Source organism: Micromonospora sp. NPDC005206 (assembly GCF_040608175.1).
Taxonomy (GTDB): domain Bacteria; phylum Actinomycetota; class Actinomycetes; order Mycobacteriales; family Micromonosporaceae; genus Micromonospora.
In genome coordinates this window covers 246,279-268,349 of the sequence record NZ_JBEXHU010000011.1, presented here as the reverse complement: position 1 = coordinate 268,349, position 22,071 = coordinate 246,279, and the positions used below count along the sequence as shown (strand labels likewise).

At 72.5% G+C, this 22,071-nt stretch carries 28 protein-coding genes; 20 read left to right on the top strand and 8 right to left on the bottom strand.

The genetic code is table 11. From position 1 onward, the window contains the following. Nucleotides 1–79 precede the first annotated feature (79 nt). The 5 genes from ABZU69_RS19000 to ABZU69_RS18980 all read left to right on the top strand — a co-directional run bounded on the left by ABZU69_RS19000 (nt 80) and on the right by ABZU69_RS18980 (nt 3,422). The gene (locus ABZU69_RS19000) at nt 80–589 is read left to right on the top strand and encodes a hypothetical protein (RefSeq protein WP_354965628.1); all 510 of its coding nucleotides are present in this window, start codon (nt 80–82) and stop codon (nt 587–589) included. Nucleotides 590–755: 166 nt separating this feature from the next. Beyond that, on the top strand, nt 756–1,070 hold the full coding sequence (gene rplU, locus ABZU69_RS18995; protein WP_074313742.1) for a 50S ribosomal protein L21: 315 nt from the start codon (nt 756–758) through the stop codon (nt 1,068–1,070). A gap of 11 nt (nt 1,071–1,081) precedes the next feature. Beyond that, nucleotides 1,082–1,336, top strand: a complete 255-nt coding sequence (gene rpmA, locus ABZU69_RS18990) for a 50S ribosomal protein L27 (RefSeq protein ID WP_074313740.1) — start codon at nt 1,082–1,084, stop codon at nt 1,334–1,336. 93 nt (nt 1,337–1,429) lie between these two features. Further along, nucleotides 1,430–2,902, top strand: a complete 1,473-nt coding sequence (gene obgE / locus ABZU69_RS18985; protein WP_354965627.1) for a GTPase ObgE — start codon at nt 1,430–1,432, stop codon at nt 2,900–2,902. Nucleotides 2,903–2,972: 70 nt separating this feature from the next. Next, nucleotides 2,973–3,422 carry a GNAT family N-acetyltransferase gene (locus ABZU69_RS18980; protein WP_354965626.1) on the top strand — a complete coding sequence of 150 codons (450 nt, stop codon included), beginning with the start codon at nt 2,973–2,975 and terminating at the stop codon, nt 3,420–3,422. Nucleotides 3,423–3,447: 25 nt separating this feature from the next. Here ABZU69_RS18980 and ABZU69_RS18975 read toward each other — a convergent pair whose 3' ends face one another. Continuing rightward, the gene (locus ABZU69_RS18975) at nt 3,448–4,107 is read right to left on the bottom strand and encodes a DUF6766 family protein (protein ID WP_354965625.1); all 660 of its coding nucleotides are present in this window, start codon (nt 4,105–4,107) and stop codon (nt 3,448–3,450) included. Nucleotides 4,108–4,179: 72 nt separating this feature from the next. Then, entirely contained in the window at nt 4,180–4,671 is a 492-nt protein-coding gene (locus tag ABZU69_RS18970; RefSeq protein ID WP_354965624.1) for a DUF4383 domain-containing protein, read from the bottom strand. Between the two features lie 230 nt (nt 4,672–4,901). On the opposite strand from ABZU69_RS18970, the gene ABZU69_RS18965 reads away from it, so the two are divergent. The 3 genes from ABZU69_RS18965 to ABZU69_RS18955 are packed head-to-tail and all read left to right on the top strand — an operon-like array spanning nt 4,902 to nt 6,866. Then, entirely contained in the window at nt 4,902–5,720 is an 819-nt protein-coding gene (locus tag ABZU69_RS18965) for a hypothetical protein (RefSeq protein WP_354965623.1), read from the top strand. A gap of 31 nt (nt 5,721–5,751) precedes the next feature. Continuing rightward, on the top strand, nt 5,752–6,219 hold the full coding sequence (locus ABZU69_RS18960) for a phage holin family protein (RefSeq protein ID WP_354965622.1): 468 nt from the start codon (nt 5,752–5,754) through the stop codon (nt 6,217–6,219). Next, nucleotides 6,216–6,866 (top strand): DUF3618 domain-containing protein, encoded by a 651-nt coding sequence (locus ABZU69_RS18955; protein ID WP_354965621.1) that lies wholly within the window; start codon nt 6,216–6,218, stop codon nt 6,864–6,866. The genes ABZU69_RS18960 and ABZU69_RS18955 overlap by 4 nt, the downstream gene beginning before the upstream one ends. Before the next feature lie 61 nt (nt 6,867–6,927). Here the strand turns inward: ABZU69_RS18955 and ABZU69_RS18950 are convergent, their stop codons facing one another. Both ABZU69_RS18950 and ABZU69_RS18945 read right to left on the bottom strand, forming a co-directional pair. After that, the gene (locus tag ABZU69_RS18950; RefSeq protein WP_354965620.1) at nt 6,928–7,929 is read right to left on the bottom strand and encodes a glycosyltransferase family 2 protein; all 1,002 of its coding nucleotides are present in this window, start codon (nt 7,927–7,929) and stop codon (nt 6,928–6,930) included. A gap of 25 nt (nt 7,930–7,954) precedes the next feature. Beyond that, nucleotides 7,955–9,202 carry a cytochrome P450 gene (locus ABZU69_RS18945; RefSeq protein ID WP_354965619.1) on the bottom strand — a complete coding sequence of 416 codons (1,248 nt, stop codon included), beginning with the start codon at nt 9,200–9,202 and terminating at the stop codon, nt 7,955–7,957. Nucleotides 9,203–9,463: 261 nt separating this feature from the next. Between ABZU69_RS18945 and ABZU69_RS18940 the strand changes: the two genes are divergently transcribed. Further along, entirely contained in the window at nt 9,464–9,871 is a 408-nt protein-coding gene (locus tag ABZU69_RS18940) for a hypothetical protein (protein WP_354965618.1), read from the top strand. 88 nt (nt 9,872–9,959) lie between these two features. Here the strand turns inward: ABZU69_RS18940 and ABZU69_RS18935 are convergent, their stop codons facing one another. Continuing rightward, nucleotides 9,960–10,178 carry a DUF397 domain-containing protein gene (locus tag ABZU69_RS18935; protein ID WP_354965617.1) on the bottom strand — a complete coding sequence of 73 codons (219 nt, stop codon included), beginning with the start codon at nt 10,176–10,178 and terminating at the stop codon, nt 9,960–9,962. 69 nt (nt 10,179–10,247) lie between these two features. Between ABZU69_RS18935 and pepN the strand changes: the two genes are divergently transcribed. Next, the gene (gene pepN / locus ABZU69_RS18930; RefSeq protein WP_354965616.1) at nt 10,248–12,764 is read left to right on the top strand and encodes an aminopeptidase N; all 2,517 of its coding nucleotides are present in this window, start codon (nt 10,248–10,250) and stop codon (nt 12,762–12,764) included. A gap of 44 nt (nt 12,765–12,808) precedes the next feature. Here the strand turns inward: pepN and ABZU69_RS18925 are convergent, their stop codons facing one another. Both ABZU69_RS18925 and ABZU69_RS18920 read right to left on the bottom strand, forming a co-directional pair. Beyond that, nucleotides 12,809–14,032 (bottom strand): FAD-dependent monooxygenase, encoded by a 1,224-nt coding sequence (locus tag ABZU69_RS18925; protein WP_354965615.1) that lies wholly within the window; start codon nt 14,030–14,032, stop codon nt 12,809–12,811. Between the two features lie 160 nt (nt 14,033–14,192). After that, the gene (locus ABZU69_RS18920; protein WP_354965614.1) at nt 14,193–14,855 is read right to left on the bottom strand and encodes a PadR family transcriptional regulator; all 663 of its coding nucleotides are present in this window, start codon (nt 14,853–14,855) and stop codon (nt 14,193–14,195) included. A 175-nt stretch (nt 14,856–15,030) separates the two neighbouring features. Between ABZU69_RS18920 and nadD the strand changes: the two genes are divergently transcribed. From nadD to ABZU69_RS18890, 6 genes are all read left to right on the top strand, one after another. After that, the gene (gene nadD / locus ABZU69_RS18915; protein ID WP_354965613.1) at nt 15,031–15,627 is read left to right on the top strand and encodes a nicotinate-nucleotide adenylyltransferase; all 597 of its coding nucleotides are present in this window, start codon (nt 15,031–15,033) and stop codon (nt 15,625–15,627) included. A 110-nt stretch (nt 15,628–15,737) separates the two neighbouring features. Beyond that, nucleotides 15,738–16,145, top strand: a complete 408-nt coding sequence (rsfS, locus tag ABZU69_RS18910; protein ID WP_354965612.1) for a ribosome silencing factor — start codon at nt 15,738–15,740, stop codon at nt 16,143–16,145. After that, nucleotides 16,142–16,771 (top strand): histidine phosphatase family protein, encoded by a 630-nt coding sequence (locus tag ABZU69_RS18905; RefSeq protein ID WP_354965611.1) that lies wholly within the window; start codon nt 16,142–16,144, stop codon nt 16,769–16,771. The genes rsfS and ABZU69_RS18905 overlap by 4 nt, the downstream gene beginning before the upstream one ends. Before the next feature lie 83 nt (nt 16,772–16,854). After that, the gene (locus tag ABZU69_RS18900; protein WP_354965610.1) at nt 16,855–17,709 is read left to right on the top strand and encodes a DegV family protein; all 855 of its coding nucleotides are present in this window, start codon (nt 16,855–16,857) and stop codon (nt 17,707–17,709) included. Between the two features lie 5 nt (nt 17,710–17,714). Then, nucleotides 17,715–18,488, top strand: a complete 774-nt coding sequence (locus ABZU69_RS18895) for an SDR family oxidoreductase (protein WP_354965609.1) — start codon at nt 17,715–17,717, stop codon at nt 18,486–18,488. A 220-nt stretch (nt 18,489–18,708) separates the two neighbouring features. Continuing rightward, a complete protein-coding gene (locus ABZU69_RS18890; protein ID WP_354965608.1) occupies nt 18,709–19,092 on the top strand; it encodes a hypothetical protein in 384 nt (127 codons plus the stop codon). 107 nt (nt 19,093–19,199) lie between these two features. Here ABZU69_RS18890 and ABZU69_RS18885 read toward each other — a convergent pair whose 3' ends face one another. Then, a complete protein-coding gene (locus tag ABZU69_RS18885) occupies nt 19,200–19,406 on the bottom strand; it encodes a flavin reductase (protein ID WP_354965607.1) in 207 nt (68 codons plus the stop codon). 249 nt (nt 19,407–19,655) lie between these two features. Here ABZU69_RS18885 and ABZU69_RS18880 point away from each other — a divergent pair, with 249 nt between their 5' ends. The 4 genes from ABZU69_RS18880 to ABZU69_RS18865 all read left to right on the top strand — a co-directional run bounded on the left by ABZU69_RS18880 (nt 19,656) and on the right by ABZU69_RS18865 (nt 22,049). Next, a complete protein-coding gene (locus tag ABZU69_RS18880; RefSeq protein ID WP_244298611.1) occupies nt 19,656–19,964 on the top strand; it encodes a DUF2637 domain-containing protein in 309 nt (102 codons plus the stop codon). Nucleotides 19,965–20,017: 53 nt separating this feature from the next. Further along, nucleotides 20,018–20,407, top strand: a complete 390-nt coding sequence (locus tag ABZU69_RS18875; RefSeq protein WP_354965606.1) for a hypothetical protein — start codon at nt 20,018–20,020, stop codon at nt 20,405–20,407. Between the two features lie 446 nt (nt 20,408–20,853). Beyond that, the gene (locus ABZU69_RS18870) at nt 20,854–21,348 is read left to right on the top strand and encodes a replication-relaxation family protein (RefSeq protein ID WP_354965605.1); all 495 of its coding nucleotides are present in this window, start codon (nt 20,854–20,856) and stop codon (nt 21,346–21,348) included. Then, nucleotides 21,345–22,049 carry a replication-relaxation family protein gene (locus tag ABZU69_RS18865; RefSeq protein WP_354965604.1) on the top strand — a complete coding sequence of 235 codons (705 nt, stop codon included), beginning with the start codon at nt 21,345–21,347 and terminating at the stop codon, nt 22,047–22,049. The genes ABZU69_RS18870 and ABZU69_RS18865 overlap by 4 nt, the downstream gene beginning before the upstream one ends. Nucleotides 22,050–22,071 lie beyond the last annotated feature (22 nt).

Genomic DNA, 22,071 nt, shown 5'->3' with positions numbered 1-22,071 from the left:
CCGGCAAAGTGACGGGGGAGGGACCTCGCCGTCCCGCCACCCCGGTCCGCGATCGGCCACCCCCGGTCAGGAGAAGAAGATGCGTCGTCTGCTCGCCGTCACTGTGCTGGTCGCCGCGCTCTCCGCCGGGGCGGGTTGCTCCACCGACCGGCCCGGCGAAGGCCCGACCGGCACGGCCACCGGGGGTTCCGGCCCGACGGCGGGGCCCGGGGGCGGGTCGGCCGGTACACCAGCGGGGTCGACCGGCACGCCGGTGGGTGGCAGCGCCGCGCAGGTCTGCGCCGTCGCGCAGCAGGCCGGCGTCACCGCGCTCGAGACGTACGTGGCGGAGGTGGGCCAGATGCTCGCCGCGGTGGGCGCCGGGGACACCACCGCCGCCGAGGCGGCCCGCGAGCGGGCCGAGGCCGCGTTGGCCGGCTGGCGGACCGCGCTGCGGGAACAGTCGGCCCGGGCCACCGACCCGCAGCTCAAGACGCTGCTCACCGACATCGGCACCGAGGTCGCCGCGCTCGGCGCGGACGTCGATTCGATCGACGAGACCGAGCTGGATCGGCTCCAGCAGCGCCTCGACCAGCTCTGCCCGCGCTGACCAGGGCGGGCCGGTTTGGGGTCCGGGCCTGCGATGGCGTACTCTTGCCTGCGGCGCACTTTTGGTGTGCCGAGTTCCCGTGTGCCCGCGCCGCCGTGCACTGCTACCCGGCGAGCCGCCGCGGGGACGACCGCCAGCAGCCTCAACGACAGGGAGTCCGCCTCCGATGTACGCGATCGTCAAGACCGGCGGCAAGCAGTACAAGGTCGCCGAGGGCGACGTGATCGAGGTCGAGAAGCTCACCGGTGCTCCCGGTGACGCGGTGAAGCTCACCGCAGTGCTCCTCGTCGACGGTGACGACCTGGTGACCGACGCGGCGAAGCTTGCCGAGGTCGCGGTGTCCGGCGAGATTGCCGCGCACACCAAGGGCCCGAAGATCAAGATCCACAAGTTCAAGAACAAGACTGGCTACCACAAGCGCCAGGGTCACCGCCAGCCGCTGACCCAGGTCAAGGTGACCGGCATCTCCAGCGGGAAGTAGGTCGTCCTCCAATGGCTCACAAAAAGGGTGCGTCCAGCTCGCGTAACGGTCGTGATTCCGCGGCCCAGCGACTCGGCGTGAAGCGCTTCGGTGGTCAGGTTGTCAGCGCCGGTGAGATCCTCATCCGGCAGCGCGGCACCAAGTTCCACCCCGGCGACCTGGTCGGCCGTGGCGGCGACGACACGCTGTTCGCGCTGTCCGCCGGTGCGGTCCTGTTCGGCACCAAGCGCGGTCGCAAGACCGTCAGCATCGTTCCGCAGCAGTAGCTCTCAAGCTTTGCGGGCCGCGGACCTCCGGGTCCCGGCCCGCTTCGCTTTTTTCGCAGTGCGGGGTCGAACCTCGCTGGAAGGATTGACGCCGTGGCGACGTTCGTTGACCGGGTCGTGCTGCATTTGCAGGCCGGCGATGGCGGGCACGGTTGTGCCTCGATCCACCGCGAGAAGTTCAAGCCCTTCGGCGGGCCGGACGGCGGCAACGGCGGGCACGGCGGCAGCGTGTCCCTGGTGGTCGACCCGCAGGTGACCACGCTGCTCGACTTCCACTTCCGCCCGCACGTCAAGGCCGACAGCGGCAAGGGTGGCGCGGGGTCGAACCGGGACGGGGCCAACGGCCACGAACTGGTGCTCAAGGTGCCCAACGGCACCGTGGTGCAGACCCTCGACGGCACCGTGCTGGCCGACATGGTCGGCGCCGGCACCACCTTCGAGGTGGCCCGCGGCGGGCGTGGCGGGCGAGGTAACGCCTCGCTGGCCAACGCCAAGCGCAAGGCTCCCGGCTTCGCCGAGCTGGGTGAGCCCGGCGACCACCTCGACGTGGTGCTGGAGCTCAAGAGCGTCGCCGATGTGGGCCTGGTGGGCTTCCCGTCGGCCGGCAAGTCGTCGCTGATCTCGGTGATCTCCGCCGCGAAGCCGAAGATCGCCGACTACCCGTTCACCACCCTGGTGCCCAACCTCGGCGTGGTCCGGGTGGACAACCACACCTTCACCGTCGCCGACGTGCCGGGCCTGATCCCCGGCGCGGCCACCGGCAAGGGGCTGGGCCTGGAGTTCCTGCGGCACATCGAGCGCTGCGCAGTGCTGGTGCACGTCATCGACTCGGCGACGCTGGAGCCGGGCCGCGACCCGGTCGCCGACATCGAGACCATCGAGGCCGAGCTGAACGAGTACGGCGGGCTGGCCGACCGGCCGCGACTGGTGGCCGTGAACAAGGTCGACGTGCCGGACGGCCGCGACCTCGCCGAGATCGTGCGCCCCGACCTGGAGGAGCGCGGTTACCGGGTGTTCGAGGTCTCCGCGGCCACCCGGGAGGGGCTCAAGGAGCTCACCTACGCGATGGCCGAGCTGGTCGACGCGCAGCGCAAGGCCGCGCCGCCGGCCGAGCCGACCCGGATCGTGATCCGGCCGACGGCCGTGGACGACGAGGGCTTCACCATCACGGCCGAGACCGACGGCTCGTTCACGGTCCGGGGCGTCCGACCGGAGCGGTGGGTCAAGCAGACCAACTTCGACAACGACGAGGCGATCGGCTACCTGGCCGACCGGCTGGCCCGGCTCGGGGTCGAGGACAAGCTGGCCAAGGCCGGCGCGCAGCCCGGCGACCTGGTCCGGATCGGTGAGCGCGAGTTCGACTGGCAGCCGACGCTCTACGCCGGCGTGGAGTTCACGCCCGGCAACCGGGGCACCGACGTCCGGCTGGAGGCGAGGTCGAACCGGGCTCGTGCGGCCGAGCGGCTCGCCGCCCGCAAGGCCCGCCGGGTGCGTTCCGGGGACGAGGTGGGCGCCGACGCGTCCGACGACATCGTCGACATCGACGACGAGGACGACGCCGAATAGCCCGTTGCGCTCCGTGATCGGGTTGATTGCCGGAAACCTCCGCGAAATCCACCCCGCCTAGCGTGGGGTGATGCTGATCGAAGCTCGGCCCGCCATCGATCCGGAGATCGCCGCACTGGTCACCGCGCAGCAGCGTGAGGTGCGCGAGGCCGACGGCGGGTTGGACGGGCAGGTCACCGTCACCCACGACGACATCCGCTACCTCGCCGTGGTGGTGAACGGCCGGGCGGTCGCCTGCGGCGGGCTCCAGTCGATCGACGCCGCCACCGGCGAGGTCAAGCGGATGTACGTCCGTCCGGCGTCCCGAGGTCGGGGCATCGCCCGCCAGCTGCTGGCCGCGCTGGAGGAGCTGGCATTCCGCCAGGGGCACTCGGTGGTCTGCCTGGAGACCGGCACCTACCTGCCGGCCGCGATCGGGCTCTGCACCTCGTGCGGCTACGACCGGATCCCGGCGTACGGCGAGTACGTGCACAACCCGTACAGCGTCTGTTTCGCCAAGCGGCTGCCGGTCGCGGCCTGACGGCCCCGTGCCGCGGTGCCGGCGCTCAGGCGCCGGTGCTGGCGTGCGCGACGGTGACCGGCTTCGACTCCGGCGAAGCGTGCTGGCGCAGGACGATGCTCAGCACGATCAGGGCGCCGACCGCGAGGAACTCGCTCTGCCAGTTCTGCATGGACTGGAACCAGAAGTCGCTGGTGCCGAGGAAGTCCCACACCCCGATCGGCGGTGCGCCACTCTGCAACGCCTGCTCCTGGTTGTACGCGGCGGTGCCACCGAGCAGGTGGCCGACGAATGAGCCAGCGAAGATCAGCAGCAGCGCGATGGAGAGGCTGTTGCGGTAGACGACCAGCGGCAGGCCGCCGACGCGTACCGGCCAGGGCGACTGCGGGGTGGCCCGGCGCTCGTCGTCCTCCGGCCGGTCGGTCTGGTCCACCGGCTTCGACTCGGCCGAACCCCGCTGCACCAGGTGCGCGGTGAGCAGCACGTACCCGCCCATCTGGAGGAACTCCGACTCCCAGTTCTCGAAGACCGCCTCCGCGAAGTGCCCACTGGTCAGGTAGGCCGGCCAGCTCAGCGGCGCCGCGCCGAACTCGGTCAGCTCCTCGTTGTGGGTCTGCCAGCCGAAGACGCTCTGCAGCACCAGGAAGACCAGGAACGCGCCGAGCATGGCGACGGTCAGGGCGTTGTCGCGCAGCCAACGGGGCATGTCACACCTCTTTCGCGAATCACCCCCGGGATACCCCTGCCGGGATGACCGCCAAACCGCTCAAGCGCCAGTTCAGGGCCGGTCGATCGGCGTGTCGAGACGTCCGCCGGTGCCAACCTGGTTGGAGAGCAGCAACCCGAGCGTGAGCATGCCGAAGCCGAGCGCGAGGTGCAGCCAGTTGTCGGCGGCGTTGACCGGCAGGATGTTCACCCCGCCGTCCTCGTCGATCGCCTCGACCGCCAGGCCGTACAGCCAGAGGGCGAGGTAGATCGCACCGCCTCCGGCCAGGAAGAGCCGGGCGCCGCCGATGCTGCGGGCCAGCGCCAGGCCGACCAGCCCGAACAGCAGGTGTACGGCGTTGTGCAGGATCGAGATCTGGAACAGCCCGAGCAGCCGGGCGTCCGAGTGGTGGCTGGCGAACCGCAGCTCGCCGTAGTCGGTGGTGATGCCGGGGATGAAGCCGAGGATGCCGATCAGCAGGAAGACGCCGGCCACGATCAGTGCCGCCGTCTGCACCCGAGGCCGGGGGCCGGTTGGTCGGCCCCCTCGCGCGTCTCGTGCCATCGCTGCCCCCTCCGTGGATCTGCCGGCCCCGCGAACCTCACTGTCCGCAGCGGCGACGTGACGCAGCCCGACGATCCTCCATTTTGAAGTCGATCCCACCGGCCGCGCAGAGAAATGCACGAAGAGGCATGGAAGCCGGAACGCAGGGTAGGTGAATCGTCAGCGGCCGCGGCAGCGCGGTCGCATCCCCCCAGCACAACCGCGACGACTTTCCGAGCGGAAGGGAAATCATGACTTACGATCTGTCACCCACGTCTTCCACGTACGGGCAGGAGTCGACCAACGGCGGAGGCGTCCGCGACCAGGCCCGCCAGGTTGGATCCGAAGCCGCGCACGCCGGTGGCGCGGTCGCGCAGACCGCGAAGGAGCAGGGCACCGAGGTCGGCCGTGAGGCGGCCCGGCAGGCCCGCAACCTCTACGGCGAGGCGCGCAACCAGCTCGCCAGCCAGACCGGCGAGCAGCAGCGCCGCGCGGCCGGTGGGCTGCGTTCGTTCGCCGACGAGATGTGCTCGATGGCCGAGCAGGGTGGCCAGGCCGGCCCGGTGAGCGAGCTGGCCCGCCAGGCCGCCGACCGGGTGCACGGCGTGGCCGGCTGGCTCGAGGAGCGCGAGCCCGGCGACCTGATCACCGAGGTACGCGACTACGCGCGGCGCAACCCGGGCACCTTCCTGGTCGGCGCGGCGGTGCTCGGCGTGCTGGCCGGTCGCCTGACCCGCAGCATCTCCGCCGCCGGCGACGACTCCGGCAACGGCTCGACGGGTCACCGCGGCGCCGGCGCGTACGACCCGGAGCAGACCGCGGTGATCCCGACGCCGCCGGCGCCCCGCACGGTGCCGGACGCCGTTCCGCAGGGCGGCTACCTCGACCCGACCCCCGGCGCCTACGCCGAGCCGACCCCCGGCGCCTACGCCGAGCCGACCCCCGGCGCCTACGCCGAGCCGACCTCCGGCGGGTACGCCGAGCCGACCGGCACCGGCCAGCCGCTGCCGCCGGTGAGCCAGACCGACCCGCTGCCGGGCGTGCCGTCCGGCGGCAGCACCCGCCCGTGAGCCACCGAGTCATCCGAAGGGAGGCGACGGCATGACGATGCCGACGCAGGGGTCCGGACTGGACTCCGGTTACCACCCCGACGCGGGTGCCCCGCACAGCGCGGCGGAGGTGAAGGGCAGCTCGCTCGGTGAGCTGATGCGCCAGGTCACCAGTGACCTGTCGACCCTGATGCGCCAGGAGGTCGAGCTGGCCAAGGCCGAGATCCGCCAGGAGGGCAGGAAGGCCGGCAAGGCCGCCGGGCTCTTCGGCGGCGCCGGCTTCGGCGGCTACATGGTGGCGCTCTTCGTGTCCATCGCCGTGTGGCAGTTCCTGGACAACGTCATGGACTCCGGCCTGGCCGCGCTGATCGTGGCCGTGATCTGGGCCGTGGTCGCCGGGGTCCTCTACTCCATGGCCAAGAAGAACGCCCAGCACGTACGCGGGCTCAAGCAGACCAACGACAGCGTGCAGCGGATCCCCGACGCGCTCAAGCCCCACCCGGAGGGAGTCACCCGATGAGCACCGATCCCGACCAGATCCGCCGGGAGATCGAAGCCACCCGCAACAACCTGAGCTCCGACGTGGACGCGCTGGCGTACAAGGTCAGCCCCAGCCGCATCGTCGACGACCGTAAGCAGCGGGCCCGCTCCGCGCTGCAGAATGTGAGGGACAAGGTCATGGGAACCGCGTCTGACCTCGGCCACGGCACCGGCCACGCCGCCCACTCGGTGGGCGACCGCGCCTCGTCGGCGGCCTCCAGCGTCAGCGACGCCGCGCAGTCGGCGGCCTCCACCGTCAGCGCCGCCGCCCACAGCGCGCCGCGGGTCATCCGGCAGAAGTCCGAGGGCAACCCGCTGGCCGCCGGCCTGATCGCGTTCGGCGTCGGCTGGCTCGCCTCGTCGCTGATTCCGGCCACCCGCCGGGAGCAGCAGGCCGCGACCCAGCTCAAGGAGAAGGCCAGCGAGCACAGCGGGGTGGTGACGGAGAAGCTGGGCGAGGTGGCCAGCGAGCTCAAGGAGGAGCTGCGCGAGCCGGCTCAGCACGCCGCGGAGTCAGTGAAGTCCACCGCCCAGGACGCGGTGCACGCGGTCAAGGACGACAGCAGGTCGGCCGCACAGGACGTCAAAGACCAGGCGCAGCAGTCCCGCCAGCAGGTCAGCTCCTGACCCCACCCGTACCAACCCCGACGGCTCGCGGCCACCTCGGTGTCCGCGAGCTGTCGCGTTGTCAGCGGGGCCGCAGCGCGCGGGTCGAGTGGGCGGCCCGGCGGAGGCGGGTGTCGCCGTAGCGGACTCCTCCGCGCAGGAACCGCTGACCGACCGCGAGCCAGCCGCAGACGCCGCGTTCCAGCAGCCAGAGCGGGGCCGCCAGCGCGGTGCTCGGCGGGAAGACCGCGTCGCCCCCGGCGCGGCGGCGGCCGAGCTCGGCGAGGGCGGCGGTGCCGGCCGCCGCGCCGAGCAGCAGCCCGGACCGGCGGGCCGCGACCGCCGCCGCCAGCGCCGGCAGGACCGCGAGCGCGGTCAGCAGGCGGACCGGCTGGGCCAGATCGTCGTACGCCTGGCGGACCCGTTGGCCGCGGAAGTGCGCGGCGTCCGGTGGCAGCCGGCGTACGTACAGCCAGGCCGGCGTGGCCTCGGTTCCGCCGTACGCCCGCACGGTGCGGATCAGCTCCAGGTTCTCGAAGAGCACGTCCGGGTCGTACCCGCCCATGCCGAGGAAGGTGTTGCGGCGCACCGCCAGGGTGCCCGGGTAGTCCGCCCCGAGCGCCCTGTTGAGCAGCGTCCGACCGGTGTCCCACCAGGCGTGCCAGGGCAGCGGGGCGAAGTAGTTCTGCGGCCGGACCAGATCCACCCGGCCGAGCAGCCGGTGCACCGCGCGCAGCCCGGCCTCGTCGTACCGGACGTCGTCGTCGGCGATCACGACGTGTTCGTGGCCGGCCGCGCGGACGCCGGTGAGCACCCCGGTCACCTTGCCGTTCAGCCCGCGCAGGGTGGGGTCGGGCGGGAGGTGCCGGCGGACCAGCCCGCGCCACGCCGCGGCGTGGCGGGCGAAGACGTCCGGTGGGGAGCCGTCGACCACGATCAGCTCGACGCGGCCGCCCAGCCAGCGCAGGTAGTCGGTCAGATCGGCCAGGCCGGTGTCGACGGTCCAGCGCAGCGGCAGCACGTACGCTATCGGCAACGGGGGCGGCGCGGTACCGTCCCGGCCGCGGCCGGGGTCGAAGGGCAAGCGTGCCTCCCGGGCAGGCGGTGGGTCAGGCGGTGCGGCGGATGTTGGTGAGGGTGAGACCGGTGGGGGGTAGCGCCGGCATCCGGTGCAGGTCCAGGGCCAGGTCCTGTGGCGGAACCTCGTAGCGCATGGCGCTGGTCAGGTTGGTGACCGCCCGTTTCATCAGGTCGATGGTGATCCACTCGCCGGCGCAGCGGTGCCCGGTCCAGTGGTCGCCACCGCCCTGCGGGATCAGCTGGAACGCGTCCACGGGACGGCCGGCGAACCGCTCCGGGCGGAACAGCTCCGGCTCGGGCCAGAGCGCGGGGTGGTGGTTGGTGCCGTACAGGTCGAGGAGCACCCGCCGCCCTCGCGGGAAGTGGTGGCCCTGCCAGTCGAAGGAGCGCCGGACCTGGGCCGCGGCGGCCGGAAAGAACGGGTAGTACCGGCGTACCTCCTGCACGAACTGCTCGGTGGCCTCGTCGTCGCCGCGGACCCGTTGCCGCCAGGCGGGATGGTCGTGCAGGGCGAGCGCGGCGAAGACGATGAACCGGTCCACGGCGACCGTCGGCCGCAGCACGTTGAGCAGCTCGACCGCGGCGATCCGCCGGGGGAGCAGCCTGCCCCGCGCGTCGCGGTGCTCGGCGATCACCTTCAGCGCGCTGCCGGCGGGGGCCGGGAGAATGCCGATCCGCGTCCGCTCGATGATGTCGGCGATCCAGCGTTCGGCCCGGCGGCGGGCGAGCAGGCCCCGCCAGTGCCGGGGACCGACCATCGCCGGGGCTTCGATCATGGAGTGCAGCTCGACGGTACGGCGGTCGACCTGCGACGCGGCCAGCGGCACCCCGGCCCAGGCGCAGACCACCCGGGTCAGCAGCCGGCCCAGCTCGTCGTAGAGCGTCACCGGCGTCGCGCTCTCCCAGGCCGGGATCCGAGCCTGCCACTCGTCGTCGAAGAGTTGGCCGAGCTGCCCGATGGCGGCCGGCGTCATGATCGACATGAGCATCGCCTTGCGGTCCCGGTGCTCCGGCCCGTCCAGCCCCTGCACGCCGCCCCGGCCGGTCAGGGTCCGCTGTACCCGCGTCGGCATCGCCTCGCGCCGCTGGAAGCGCTCGGCGTCGTAGAACAGCGTCGCCGCCGGCCGGCCGCGCAGGCAGATGGTCGGGGCCAGCAGGATCCGGGTCTGGAAGACGTCGCTGCCGTACCGGTCGCAGCGCTCGCCGATGAACCGGTAGCCGGCGCGGAGGAACGCCAGCGTGCTGTCCGGGCCGCGGTCGGCCGGCATGGTTGCCATCGGGTCTCCTCACGTGCGGATGCCGGCCGGTCTGCTCGGCCGGGTGCGTCTACCCAGGTCGGGGCTCCTGAACCCACCGCTGGCATCGGTCGCGCGCCGGCTGGCCGGTGCGGCTCGGCCACCGGATCGGCGTCCGCTGGCCCCTCCCACCGGCGCGGGAACCTGGTTGAGTTTCGGGTGAGTGGCCGGCGGCGGCGAGGGCCGGGGCGGCTGGGGCCGGTGTTGCGGCCGGTCCGCGACAAGGGATCACGGGGAGGGCGTATGCGGGACAACAGATCGCCGCACTGGCGGCAGCGGCGGGCGGTCGGGGGTCTCGGCGCGGACCGGATCCGGGACCGGGGGGCGCTGATCGGGCCGCCCCGGCGGCCCACCCGGCCGCACCGGTTCTTCACGGTGCACCTGGGCTTCACGGCTGCCGGCATGGCCGACGCCCGCGAGCTGGCGGTGGCGTACGCGGAGGCGCTGAGCCTGCTCCGCCCGGAGCTGGCGCTCGGCGCGGCGGCCCTGTCGCCGGCCGATGCCTGGCACCGGGCCGAGCGGCTGTTCTGCGGGGCGGTCGGCCCGGACGGCGAGCGCTGCGTCGACGTGGCCGAGCATCTCGGCTTCCACCACGCCCCCGGTCCCGGCGGCCTCGGCTGGGGCGACGGCGACGGCCCCGGCGATGGTTGACCGATGGCTGACGCCCGGCCCCGGGTCGGCGACGTGGGAGTGCCGCGGGCGTCGAAACACCCCCACACCGCCGAGCCGGCGTGCGAGTTCAGTCCAGGTCGAACTCGCCGTCCTGCGCGCCGGCGACGAACGCGTCCCACTCCGCCTGGGTGAAGACCAGCACCGGCCCCTCCGGCTGGGCGGAGTTGCGCATCCCGATCAGTTCGTCGACGAACGCGACCTCGACGGCGCTGTCGGAGGTGTCCCCGTCGGCCCGCTGCCAGACCGCCCGAGAGAGGTCGAAGTCGCCCTTGGGGTGCTGCGCCATGGTTCTTTCCTCCAGTGCCGAGGGTCGTGTGGTGACCGCGTGCGGATCCCCATCGGGCAGGATAAGCGGATGCCGAGCCTGACCCGTGTAGAGGCGACCGCGCGTGGCGCGGCGATTACTGTCGAGTCCTATCAGGTGGACCTCGACCTGACCGGTGGCGGCGAGCTGTTCCGCTCCCGCGTCGAGATCCGGTTCCGGGCGACCCCCGGCACCGCGACCTTCGCCGAGATCAAACCCGCCAAACTCCTGGCGGTACGCCTCAACGACCGCGACGTCGACCCCGGCGCGTTGACCGACAACCGGCTCCCGCTGACCAACCTGGCCGCGGAGAACACCCTGTTCGTCGAAGCGGAGATGGCGTACTCCAACACGGGGGAGGGCATGCACCGCTTCGTCGACCCGGCCGACGGCGAGACCTACCTCTACGCGGTGACCTTCCTCGACAACGTGCAGCGCATCTTCGCCGCGTTCGACCAGCCCGACCTGAAGGCGTCGTTCACCCTCACGGTCACCGCTCCACCCGAGTGGACGGTCGCCAGCAACGCCGAGGTGGCCGCCAACCCCGCGCCCGGGCGTTGGGAGTTCGCCCCGAGCGCGCCCCTGGCCACCTACTTCTTCTCGCTGATCGCCGGCCCGTACCACGTGCGGCGGGCCGAGCACGACGGCGTGCCGCTGGGCATCTACTGCCGCCGGTCGCTGGCCGAGCACCTGGACGCCGACGCGGAGGAGATCTTCACCGTCACTCGGCAGTGCCTGGACCGGTTCCATGAGCTCTTCACCGAGCGCTACCCGTTCGGCAAGTACGACCAGGCGTTCGTGCCCGAGTTCAACGCCGGCGCGATGGAGAACCCGGGCATCGTCACCTTCCGCGACGACTACGTCTTCCGCTCGGCGGTCACGGACACCCAGCGGGAGCTGCGGGCCACCACCATCGCCCACGAGATGGCGCACATGTGGTTCGGCGACCTGGTCACCATGCGCTGGTGGGACGACCTGTGGCTCAACGAGTCCTTCGCGGAGTACCTGGGCACCCGGGTCACGGCCGAGGCGACCCGCTTCGACCAGGCGTGGACCACGTTCGCCATGCGCCGAAAGGCCTGGGGGTACGCCGCCGACCAGCGCCCCTCCACCCACCCCGTCGCTCCGGAGGAGGTGGCCGACGCCGACGAGGGCCTGCTCAACTTCGACGGCATCTCGTACGCCAAGGGCGCCAGCGTGCTGCGGCAGCTCGTCGCGTGGCTCGGTGACGAGGCGTTCCTCGCCGGCCTGAACGCGCACTTCGCCGCGCACCGCTTCGGCAACGCGACCCTCGCCGACCTGCTGGCCAGCCTCTCCGCCGCCAGTGGCCGGGACCTGTCCGGCTGGGCTGAGCTGTGGCTGCGCCAGGCGCAGGTCAACACGCTGCGCGCCGAGGTCGCCGTCGACGCCGACGGCCGTTACACCGAGGTGGCCGTGGTGCAGACCGCGCCCGAGTCGCACCCGGTGCTGCGTCCGCACCGGATCGGTGTGGGCCGCTACTCGGCGGACGGCGCGGTGGAGCGCGACGAGGTGGACCTCGACCCGGCCACCGACGGCGGGCGGACCGTGCTCGACGGGCTGACCGGCGCCCCGGCGGCCCGGCTGCTGCTGCCCAACGACGGCGACCTCACGTTCGCCAAGGTGCGCCTCGACCCGGCGTCGGCGAACGCCGTGCCGCTGGTGCTGCCCGGGCTGGCCGACCCGCTGGCGCGGGCGGTGCTCTGGAGCGAGGCGCTGGACGCGGCGACCGATGGCGAGCGGCCAGTGACCGGCCTGGTCGAGCTGATGGTCGCCGCGCTGCTGGCCGAGACCGAGGTGATCATCGCGGAGGACGTGCTCACCCTGAGCCGGTCGCTGGTCGACCGCTACCTCGATCCGCTGACCCGCGCCGCGGCGCTGGCCCGGGTCGCCGGGGCGTGCCGGCAGTTGCTCGACGGCGCGCCGGCGGGGGAGTCGTTGCAGCTCGCCGCCGCGCGGGGCTGGATCGCCGCGACCACCGACGCCGACCTGCTCACCGGCTGGCTCGCCGGCCGCGACGTGCCGACCGGGCTGAAGGTCGACGCCGAGCTGCGCTGGTTGGTGCTGCGCCGGCTGGTGGTGCTGGGCGCGGCCGGCGCGGCGGAGATCGACGCCGAGGTGGCGGCCGACCGCAGCGCCACCGGCGCCGAGCGGGCCGCCCGCTGCCGCGCCGCCCTGCCCGATCCCGCCGCGAAGCAGGCGGCGTGGGACATCATCGTGGGGGGCACCGAGCTGTCCAACCGGCTGCTGGAGGCGACCGCCGAGGGCTTCTGGCAGCCCGAGCAGGGCGAGCTGACCGCGGCGTACGTCGAGCGGTACTTCGCGGACATGCCGGCCGCCGCGCGTCGGCGTACTCCCTGGACCGCCGACCGCGTGGCCACCCTGGCGTTCCCCCGCTACGCCGTGGCGCAGCCGACGCGGGAGGCGGCCGCGGCGCTGCTGGCCCGCGACGACCTGACCCCCGGCCTGCGCCGGGTGGTCACCGACGCCGACGACGACCTGCGCCGCGCGCTGGTCGCCCGGACGGCGGTGGCCGCCGCGGCGGCCTGAGAGGGCAGGCGCGGGGTGGCTGGCGGGCCACCCCGCGCCCCGGCTCAGCGCAGCGCCGGCTCCGTCGTGACCGGGGCGTCCCAGTCGATGACGTAGCGCTGTTCGGCGGCGACCGTCTTCTCCGGGTCCATCGCGGTGCGCGCCAGCAGCGGCATCAGCAGCGGCATGAGCGTCCGGGCGACCGGCCCCGGCGCCTTGGCGTGGTTGATCCGCGCCGCTCGGGCGGCGACCTTTTCGACCCTCGCGCGGCGCAGCCGCTCGAACGCGGTGAACGCCGATGCCACGTCCGGCAGGTCACGCAGGCAGCGGGCGAGCTGCACGGCGCTCTCGATCGCCAGTGACGCGCCCTGACCGGAGCTGTTCGACGGCGCGTGCGCCGCGTCGCCGACCAGCACCATCCGCCCCCGGTGCCAGTGCGGCACGGGCGGCATGATCTGCAACGCGCCGACGACCTGGAGCTCGTCGGCGCTGCTGGTCGCCGTCAGTTCCCGGCCCGGATCGTCGTCGCCGTAGCTGCTGCGCAGCGTGTCCAGCCATTGCGCCGCCGGCACCGCGCGGGCCTCGACCAGGCTCAACGGCCGCTGGTGCGGCAGGTTGGCACCCCAGCGGGTGCCACCGCCGGGCTCCGGCCAGTAGAGGTAGTAGCCGCGTCGCCCGAACGCGAAGGTCATCGTGCCCGGCTCGGCGTCCACCTCGTGCCGGGCCACCGCCTCGAAGCCGAGCAGCCCGGTGAACCGGGGGCCGGGCGCGGCCGGGTCGATGAGACCGCGAACGGTCGAGCGGATGCCGTCGGCGCCGACCAGGACGTCGGCGGTGGCGGTGCTGCCGTCCTCGAAGCGGGCGGTCACGCCGCTCTCCGTCTGCTCGGCGGCGACCAGCCGCTTGCCGTACGCGAACGGGACGCCCTCGGCGACCGCCCGGTCGTGCAGCACCCGGTGCAGCTCGGCCCGGTGCACCACGCGCAGCGGTGGCACCCCGGCGAGCGTGGGCAGGTCGATGCGGCGGCGGCCGACGGCCATCACGGTGCGCTCGATCGGGGTGGCGATCGCGGTCACCGCCTCGTCCGCGCCCACCGTGCGCAGTGCCGCCACGCCGTTGGGCGCGAGCGCGAGGGTGCCACCGATGCCACCGATGCCGCCGACCCCGCTGGCGGTGGCGGGGTACGCCTCGTGGACGGTGGCGGTGATGCCGGCGCGGCGCAGCGCGAGCGCCGTCACCGGACCGGCGATGCCGCCGCCGATGACGATCGCGGTTCGTACTGTGGTCATGCTCTCTCCCTGGGTGTCGTCGGTTCGTGCGCGTGCGAACCGACCTGGGAGGGAGCGCGGTTATCCTCGTGGTTGCCGCTTCGGGCCGGGCGCCTTCCCAGGTGTCGGTTCGAGGTAAGGGCTCCGGCGGGGTGTTGGCGCACCCCGCCGGAGCCGTCCGTCAGTCGGGGGTGTCGGGGGCCGGGGTGCTGGTCCTCTCCGCCAGCTCGGCCAGCTCTGCCGGTATCTCGCCGGTCTCGTGGAAGGCCCGCCAGGTGTCCAGACCCGGGTAGCTGCCCGAGGTCAGCTCGGCGAGCAGGGCCCGCAGCCAGGCCGCTTCCGCGGCCCGCATGGCCAGGTCGTACTCGGACTCCACCAGGAACAGCCGCGGGATCTCCCGTAGGTGCGCGTCGAGCGTTGCGCGGTCCTGGCCGATGGCGTCGTCCAGCAGGTCGAGCCGTTGCCGCAGCAGGTCGGTGGCTTCGTCGGGATGCAGCGCGGCGAGCACGGACAGGCCGGCCCGGAAGCGGGGATGCTCCGGCATCGGGGTGGAGACCAGCTCGCGGGCCCAGTCGACCAGCTCCGCCCGTCCCACGTCGGTGATCCGGTAGACGGTGCGTTCGGGGCGTCGGCCGTCACGGACGCTTTCCACGGCCTCGATCATGTCGTGTTTGTCCATGTTGCGGATCACCGTGTAGAAGGATCCCCACTTGAACTCCATGTCCTGGTCCTTGCCCCAGGCGCGTAGTGCGGTGGCGATCTCGTACGGGTGCATCGGCCGCTGGACCAGGGCGGACAGCACGGCCAGCGCCAGCAGGTTGCCGACCTTGCGCCGCTTCGGCACGACACCCTCCTCCTTCTCGTTCCCGATTACTTGTTGGCGAGTATATGCGCACGAGTCGTCGCACCGCGACCCCCGGGTCGATGGCCTTTGTTTCCTCGCGTGTTTGGAGCGGGATCAGGTGTGCCCGTCGCCGGGCCGGAGCGGTGGTCCACGATGCCCGGCCTACGATCACGGGGTGGAGGAAGACATCCGGCGGATCGGGATCATGGGCGGCACCTTCGACCCGATCCACCACGGGCACCTCGTCGCGGCCAGCGAGGTGGCCGACCGTTTCGGCCTGGACGAGGTGGTCTTCGTCCCCACCGGGCAGCCGTGGCAGAAGACCGACGAGCCGGTCAGCCCCGCCGAGGACCGGTACCTGATGACGGTCATCGCGACCGCCTCCAACCCCCGGTTCCAGGTCAGCCGGGTCGACATCGACCGCAGTGGGCCGACCTACACGGTCGACACGCTGCGCGACCTCCAGGCCGAGTACGGCCCCAAGGTGCAGCTGTTCTTCATCACCGGCGCCGACGCGCTGCAACGCATCCTGTCGTGGAAGGACCTCGACGAGATCTTCGAGCTGGCCCACTTCATCGGGGTGACCCGGCCCGGCTTCCAACTCACCGACAGGCACCTGCCCGCCGACACCGTCAGCCTGATCCAGGTGCCGGCGATGGCCATCTCGTCGACCGACTGTCGTGCGCGGGTGGCCCGGGGCGAACCGGTCTGGTATCTGGTGCCCGACGGTGTGGTGCAGTACATCGCCAAACGGAACCTGTATCAGCGCTGACCATGCCCGGTTCGCCCCCATTCATGCGGCTAATCGACCAGAACTGACAAGTCGAGGCGACGCCGGGTATGAGACGCTTGGAGGATCGCACGGTTGATCGAAGGAGAACGGTGACAGTTTCCGAACGCGCTCACGAGCTGGCGATCGCCGCCGCCCAGGCCGCCGCCGACAAGAAGGCGCAGGACATCACCATCATCGACGTCGGCGACCAGCTCGCCATCACCGACGCGTTCCTGCTCGCCGCCGCCCCCAACGAGCGTCAGGTGCTGGCCATCGTCGACGCCATCGAGGAGCGCCTGCTGGAGCTGCCGGAGAAGGCCAAGCCGGTGCGGCGCGAGGGTGAGCGTGGTGGCCGCTGGGTGCTGCTCGACTACGTCGACATCGTGGTGCACGTCCAGCACACCGAGGAGCGCGAGTTCTACGCGCTCGACCGGCTCTGGAAGGACTGCCCCACGATCCCGTTCGTCGACCGCGACCTCGTCGAGGCCGACGCCAGCGGGTCCGCCGCGGCCGAATGACCCGGCTGATCATCTGGCGGCACGGCAACACCGACTGGAACGCCGCCAACCGCGTCCAGGGGCAGACCGACGTACCCCTCAACGAGCTTGGCCGCGACCAGGCCCGCGACGCCGCCCCGCTGCTCGCGTCGCTGCGTCCCGACGCCATCGTGTCCAGCGACCTGAGTCGCGCCGCGGAGACCGCCGCCGCGCTGGCCGCGCTGACCGGCCTGCCGGTCCGCACCGACGCCCGGCTGCGCGAGCGGCACTTCGGGCAGTGGCAGGGCCTGTACCTCACCGAGGTCGCCGAGCGCTTCCCCGCGGAGTACGCCCGCTGGCGGTCCGGCGACCCGGCCCCGGGCGCGGGCCTTGAGCCCCTGCACGACCTGGGCCAGCGGGTCGCCGCCGCGTTGCAGGAGGCGGCCGACGCGACACCCGGCGGCACCGTGGTGATCGCCACCCACGGCGCCGGCTCCCGGCAGGGCATCGGTCACCTGCTCGGTTGGGACGCCGGCGTGCTGCGCAGCATCGGCTCGCTGGTCAACTGCCACTGGACCGAGCTGCGGCACGACGACGTCCGGGGCTGGCAGCTGTGGGCGCACAACATCGGCATGATCACCGCCCCGGCCGTCGTCGACGCGGTCTGAACGCCGTCCATCGCGGCCGGCCCCGCTACCTGTCGCACGATTGCGCCTCGGCGTTCACCGCCCCGATCGACTAGCGTGCGGGCATGCCCGTCGCGGTCGTCATCGACTCCACCGCCTACCTTCCCCCCGACCTGGTGCAGGCGCACCGGCTGACCGTCGTGCCGCTGACCGTCGTGCTCAACGGCGCGGAGGGACTGGAGGGGGTGGAGACCCAGCCCGCCGACGCCACCCTGGCGCTGAGCGGCCGGCGGGTCACGGCCAGCACCTCCCGGCCGGCGCCCGAGCAGTTCGCCCAGACGTACCGCCGGCTCCTCGACGCCGGCGCCGACGGGATCGTCTCGGTGCACATCTCCGCGAGCCTGTCCGGCACGGTCGAGGCGGCCCGACTGGCCGCCGCCGACCTGGACGGCCGGGTCGAGGTCGTGGACAGCCGCTCGGCCGGCATGGGGCTCGGCTTCCCGGCCATCGCGGCCGCCACGGCCGCCGAGGCCGGTGCCGACCTGTCCGGTGTACGCGACGCGGCCCTCGCCACCGTCGTCCGGACCACCGTCTGGTTCTACGTCGACACGCTGGAATTCCTCCGCCGGGGCGGCCGGATCAACGCCGCCGAGGCGCTGCTCGGCACCGCCCTGTCGGTCAAGCCGATCATGCACATGCCGGACGGCTCGATCGTGCTGCGGGAGAAGGTGCGCACCGCCAGCCGGGGAGTGGCCCGGCTGGTCGACCTGGCCGTCGAGGCGGCCGGCGACGACGAGGTGGACCTCGGGGTGCACCACCTGGCAGCTCCGCAGCGAGCAGAAGCACTGCTCGCCGCCCTCACCGAGCGACTCGGCGACCGGCTGCACGACACGTACGTCTCCGAGGCGGGCGCCGTCGTCGCCGCGCACGCCGGCCCGGGGTTGGCCTGCGTCGTCGTCCACCGCAGACCGGGCGGCTGAGCCAGGTGTCCACGTCGTGCGTGGTGACCGGCGGCGGCCGTGGCGTCGGCCGGGCCGTGGTGCAACGACTCGTGGCGACCGGTGCCACCGTCGTCGTGGTGGAGCGTGACGCCGACGCGGTCGACTGGCTGGCCGGGCACCCGGCCGCCGACCGGCTGGGCGCGATCATCGGCGACGCCGGCGACGAGCAGGTGGCCGAGCGCGCCGCCCACCTGGCGGAGCGCTCCGCGCCACTGACCGGCTGGGTCAACAACGCCGCGGTGTTCCGGGACGCCGCCCTGCACTCGGCGTCCGCCGACGCGGTGCTCGACCTGATCGGGCAGAACCTGCGCCCGGCCGTGGTGGGCGCCGCCGTGGCCGTGCGCCGGTTCCTGGCCGCCGGCGCGGGTGGCGCCATCGTGAACGTCTCGTCGCACCAGGCCCGCCGGCCGGTTTCGGGCGCCCTGCCGTACTCGACAGCGAAGGCCGCCGTGGAGGGGCTGACCCGTGCGCTGGCCGTCGAGTACGGGCGGCACGGCATCCGCGCCAACGCCGTCGCGCTCGGCTCGATCGCCACCGAGCGGCACGGCGACTTCCTGGCCGCCCAGGAGCCCACCCAGGCCGAGTGGATCGACGCCGAGCTGACCCGGCTGCACCCGGTGGGCCGGATCGGGACGGTCGACGAGGTGGCGGAGGCGGTCGCGTACCTGCTGTCGCCGGCGGCGAGCTTCATCAACGGGGTCACGCTGCCGGTGGACGGGGGACGGGCCGTGCTGGGCCTGGACCCGGAGGCCCGCTGACCACGGTGGCGTCATGGCCCATACCGACGTAGCCCAGCTGCCCGCCGACGCCCAGACCTTCTCCGAGCGCACGGCGGGTATCCCCGGGACCCGGGCGAGCGGGTGATCCCGCCCGCCGACCACCAGGTAGCAGTCGCCTTGCCGTAGCCAACGGCGTCCGTGGGCAGGCACTCGTCGAGCAGAATGTCCCAGTGCGGAATTTACTCGGAAGGAACAGATGATGAACGACGACGTCCGGGTGATCGGCGACCAGGCGTATGACGCCCTGATCCAGGGGTTCCAGACCGGGTCGTGGAAGAGCTTCTTCGACCTTTTCGGCGCGGAGGTGGACCTGATTCTGCCGGCGCCGCAGACCGGCCACTTCACCGGGCCCGAAGGGCGGGAGAAACTGGTCGCATTCTTCAGTGCCTTCACCCCCGGCACCAGCCGATTCGACAGGGTCGAGGTCATTCACAAGACCGTCGCCGAGGATCGCGTCGTCATCGAGGACTGGGCTCGGGGTGTCGCTTTCAACGAGCCCTACGCGGCCCGGCATTGCATTCACATCTTGGTTCGGGACGGAAAGGCCGTCGGTTTCCACGAATACAATCGGTCGCTCGACTGAGAGCGGTTTGTCGTGACGGCGGGCGCGCTCGGCGAGCGGACGCGCCGCCACCGCTGACCGCCAGCTGGCGTGACAACTCTGCTAACAGTGGATTCAGCGGACGCGAGTCAGTCGACGAAGCGGTCAGTGAGGTTCGTCGGCGGGTTGCTCGGGTTCAGCGCCGTGAGGTCACCCGCGGCTTCCTCCTGAAGGGACGCCAGGTGAATCAGCAGCGCCGGGCGGTCATGACGGTACTCGCCGAGGAGACGCAGCTTCGCGGCCGAGCAGGGCCAGGCGATCCGGCAGGTCCGGCAGCGCCACGAGGGCTTGATCACCGGGTGTTCCGAGCGGCCCGCTCGACGCCGCCGTCGGCCTTCACGTCGATGCGCGTCCACCTCCTCGGGGGTGAGCCCGACGGTGCCCCGCGCTGAGGTGTTTGAGGGTGAGTACGGTCATCCGCCGACCCTCACCGGGGTCCGGCTGACCGGCCGGCGACGTCCCGGTACGAACCTCGTGCAGTCGGTCGTCGGTGGCGTCCGGAGTGGTGAACCGCAGGGACCTCCACCCCCTGTGCACCCTCGGGCATGAAGTACAGGGAGCGCCGGGCCACGGCCGGCGTGGCGTCCTTCACACACGTACATGCCGTCGCCGCGGCGCACGGTCAGCCGGGCTGGCTGGCCTGGGCCGACGCGATCGTGTTGGAGTTGACCTCGATCGCCGCTGGCCTGAAGTTGCGCCGCAACCGGTGCCTGCGCAAGAACGTCGCGATCCCCGCCACGATGCTGGTCGCGGCGGTGCTGCTGTCGCTGGCGGCGCAAGTCGTCGAGGCCGAGGCGTCGCTGATCGGCTGGATCGCCGCCGCCCTGCCAGCGCTCGGTTTCTGGCGATGGTGAAGATCGCCCTCGGCCGTGCCGACCCCGCCCCACCCCCGTCGACCGTCCGGCCCGTGCGGACGGAGCCCGGACCGCCACTGACCGTCGACGCGTCGGTCCCGGACAACCGCCAGCCGCTCGCCACCATTACTGCCGCCGTCCGGGACCGCACGACCGCGGTCCCCGCCGCCGCGGACCGATCTGAGGTGGTCCCGGACCGCCCGGACGGCCAGCCGTCGGCCGATGACGGCGGTCCGGAGGTCACCGCGCTGGTCCCGGCCGCCCGGACCGCCGCCCGCACCCTCACCGTCGAGGGAACGCCGATGTCCCGCAAGGCCCTCGCCCGACAGCTACGCGCGGACGGACACCAGTTGTCCAACGCCACCGCCTCGGCGCTCGTACGCGTCCTGCGCGCCGAGACCACCTCACCCGCACCGAACCTGTCACCGGGGGAGGCCGCGTGACAGAACCCCAACCTGCGGCTTCTGTCAGAGCGAGCCGCCGCTGTCAGACCAGCTTGCGCGCCTGTCAGCAGGCCCGCGAGCTGACAGAACCTGACCGGACCTGTCCACGCGCTCCCGCCCGCGACAGCGGCCGGTGCACCCGCCGCACACCCACACATCTGACCTTGGAGCAACAACAGTGATCACCCCACATGACGAATCTCAGCCGCGTCGCCGCTTCCGTCACCGGCCCGCCTCACACACACTCTCACCGTGTCGTCACGCCGGGCCCGGTGTGCGCGGCAGTGTAGGAGTCAGCGCCGATCCCCGTTCGACCGTCCGCCTTGATCCTGACCCCCAACCTGACCCTCCGTCCTCGCTCGCAGCCCAGGTCAACCCCCCTCACAACGACTCTGATCGGCTCCAGACAGACCCTCAGCTCTGGGGTCTCCCCCCTGGGGCTGCCCATGCGTAAACCCACACAGACCTCGGATCCGCTGCTGCGGCCTCAGGCCAGCATCACCGCCCGCGACGACCGGCTCCTCGGCTGGCTCTACGACCACGGCGTGTTCACCACCGACCAGATCGCCGCCGCCCTGTTCCCGTCCCTGGACTCCACCCAACGCCGCCTGCGCCGCCTCACGCTGCTGCGGGCGGTGGACCGGTTCCGGCCCAACAAAGCCGACGGAGGCTCCTACCCCTACCACTACGTCCTGGACCAGCTCGGCTACGACCACGTCCGCGTCCAACGCGGACTCGGCCGACCACGCCGGGACCAAGCTCGCCGCCGCAAACAGTCCCTCACCCGCCGACCGGACCTCCCGCACCTGCTCGCCGGCAACCAGGTCTTCATCGACCTCGCCGCCCACGCCCGCACTTACCCGGGCGGCAAGTTGATCCGCTGGCAGCCGCCTACCACGAACCCGGCGTCCTCTACCGCAAAGGCGGCAACCCGCAGATGATGGTCCACGGACCCACCGGACTGCCCCGCCCGGACGGCGCCGGGATGTGGACCGAGCGCGGACGGGCGGTGCCGTTCTTCCTCGAGTACGGCACCAGCGGCGAATGCCTGGACGTCCTTACCGAGAAGATCGCCAAGTACGAACGCCCCTACGCGATGAGCACCTGGGCGTGGCCGGTCCTGTTCCACCTTCCCTCCGCTCGGCGGGAGGCGAACCTGCACCACCGCCTCGCTGGCTTCAATCTGATGACGGTGAGCCGGCGACGGGACCGGCTGGAGGAGTACGTGGAGGCGGTGGTGATCGCGCGCCTGAGCCGACCGGATGCCGCCGCCCTGCTCACCTCGGACGATGACGGGGGAGAGCGGGAACGGGCCGCTCAGGCGGCGGAGCAGGTACGGCAGCGGCTCGACGACGCTGCGGCCAGCTTCGCGGCCGGGGTCATCACGGCCCGCCAGCTCGCCACGATCACGGGCCAGCTCCGCCCCGAGCTGGCCGCGCTGGAGGCTGCCGCCGCCCCACCGCCGGACCGCGCATCCGTGCTCGGGGAACTGGTGAGCGCGGCGGACGTGGAGAAGGCGTGGGACGCACTCAGCCCGGACGCGCGCCGGACCGTTGTCCGCCTGCTCATGGAGATCCGGGTGGACCGGGGCCGGCGCGGACCGGGGTCCAGCACGGACGGGATCGAGATTATCTGGCGCTGAGTTTCCCCGTCGCGCAATGGCA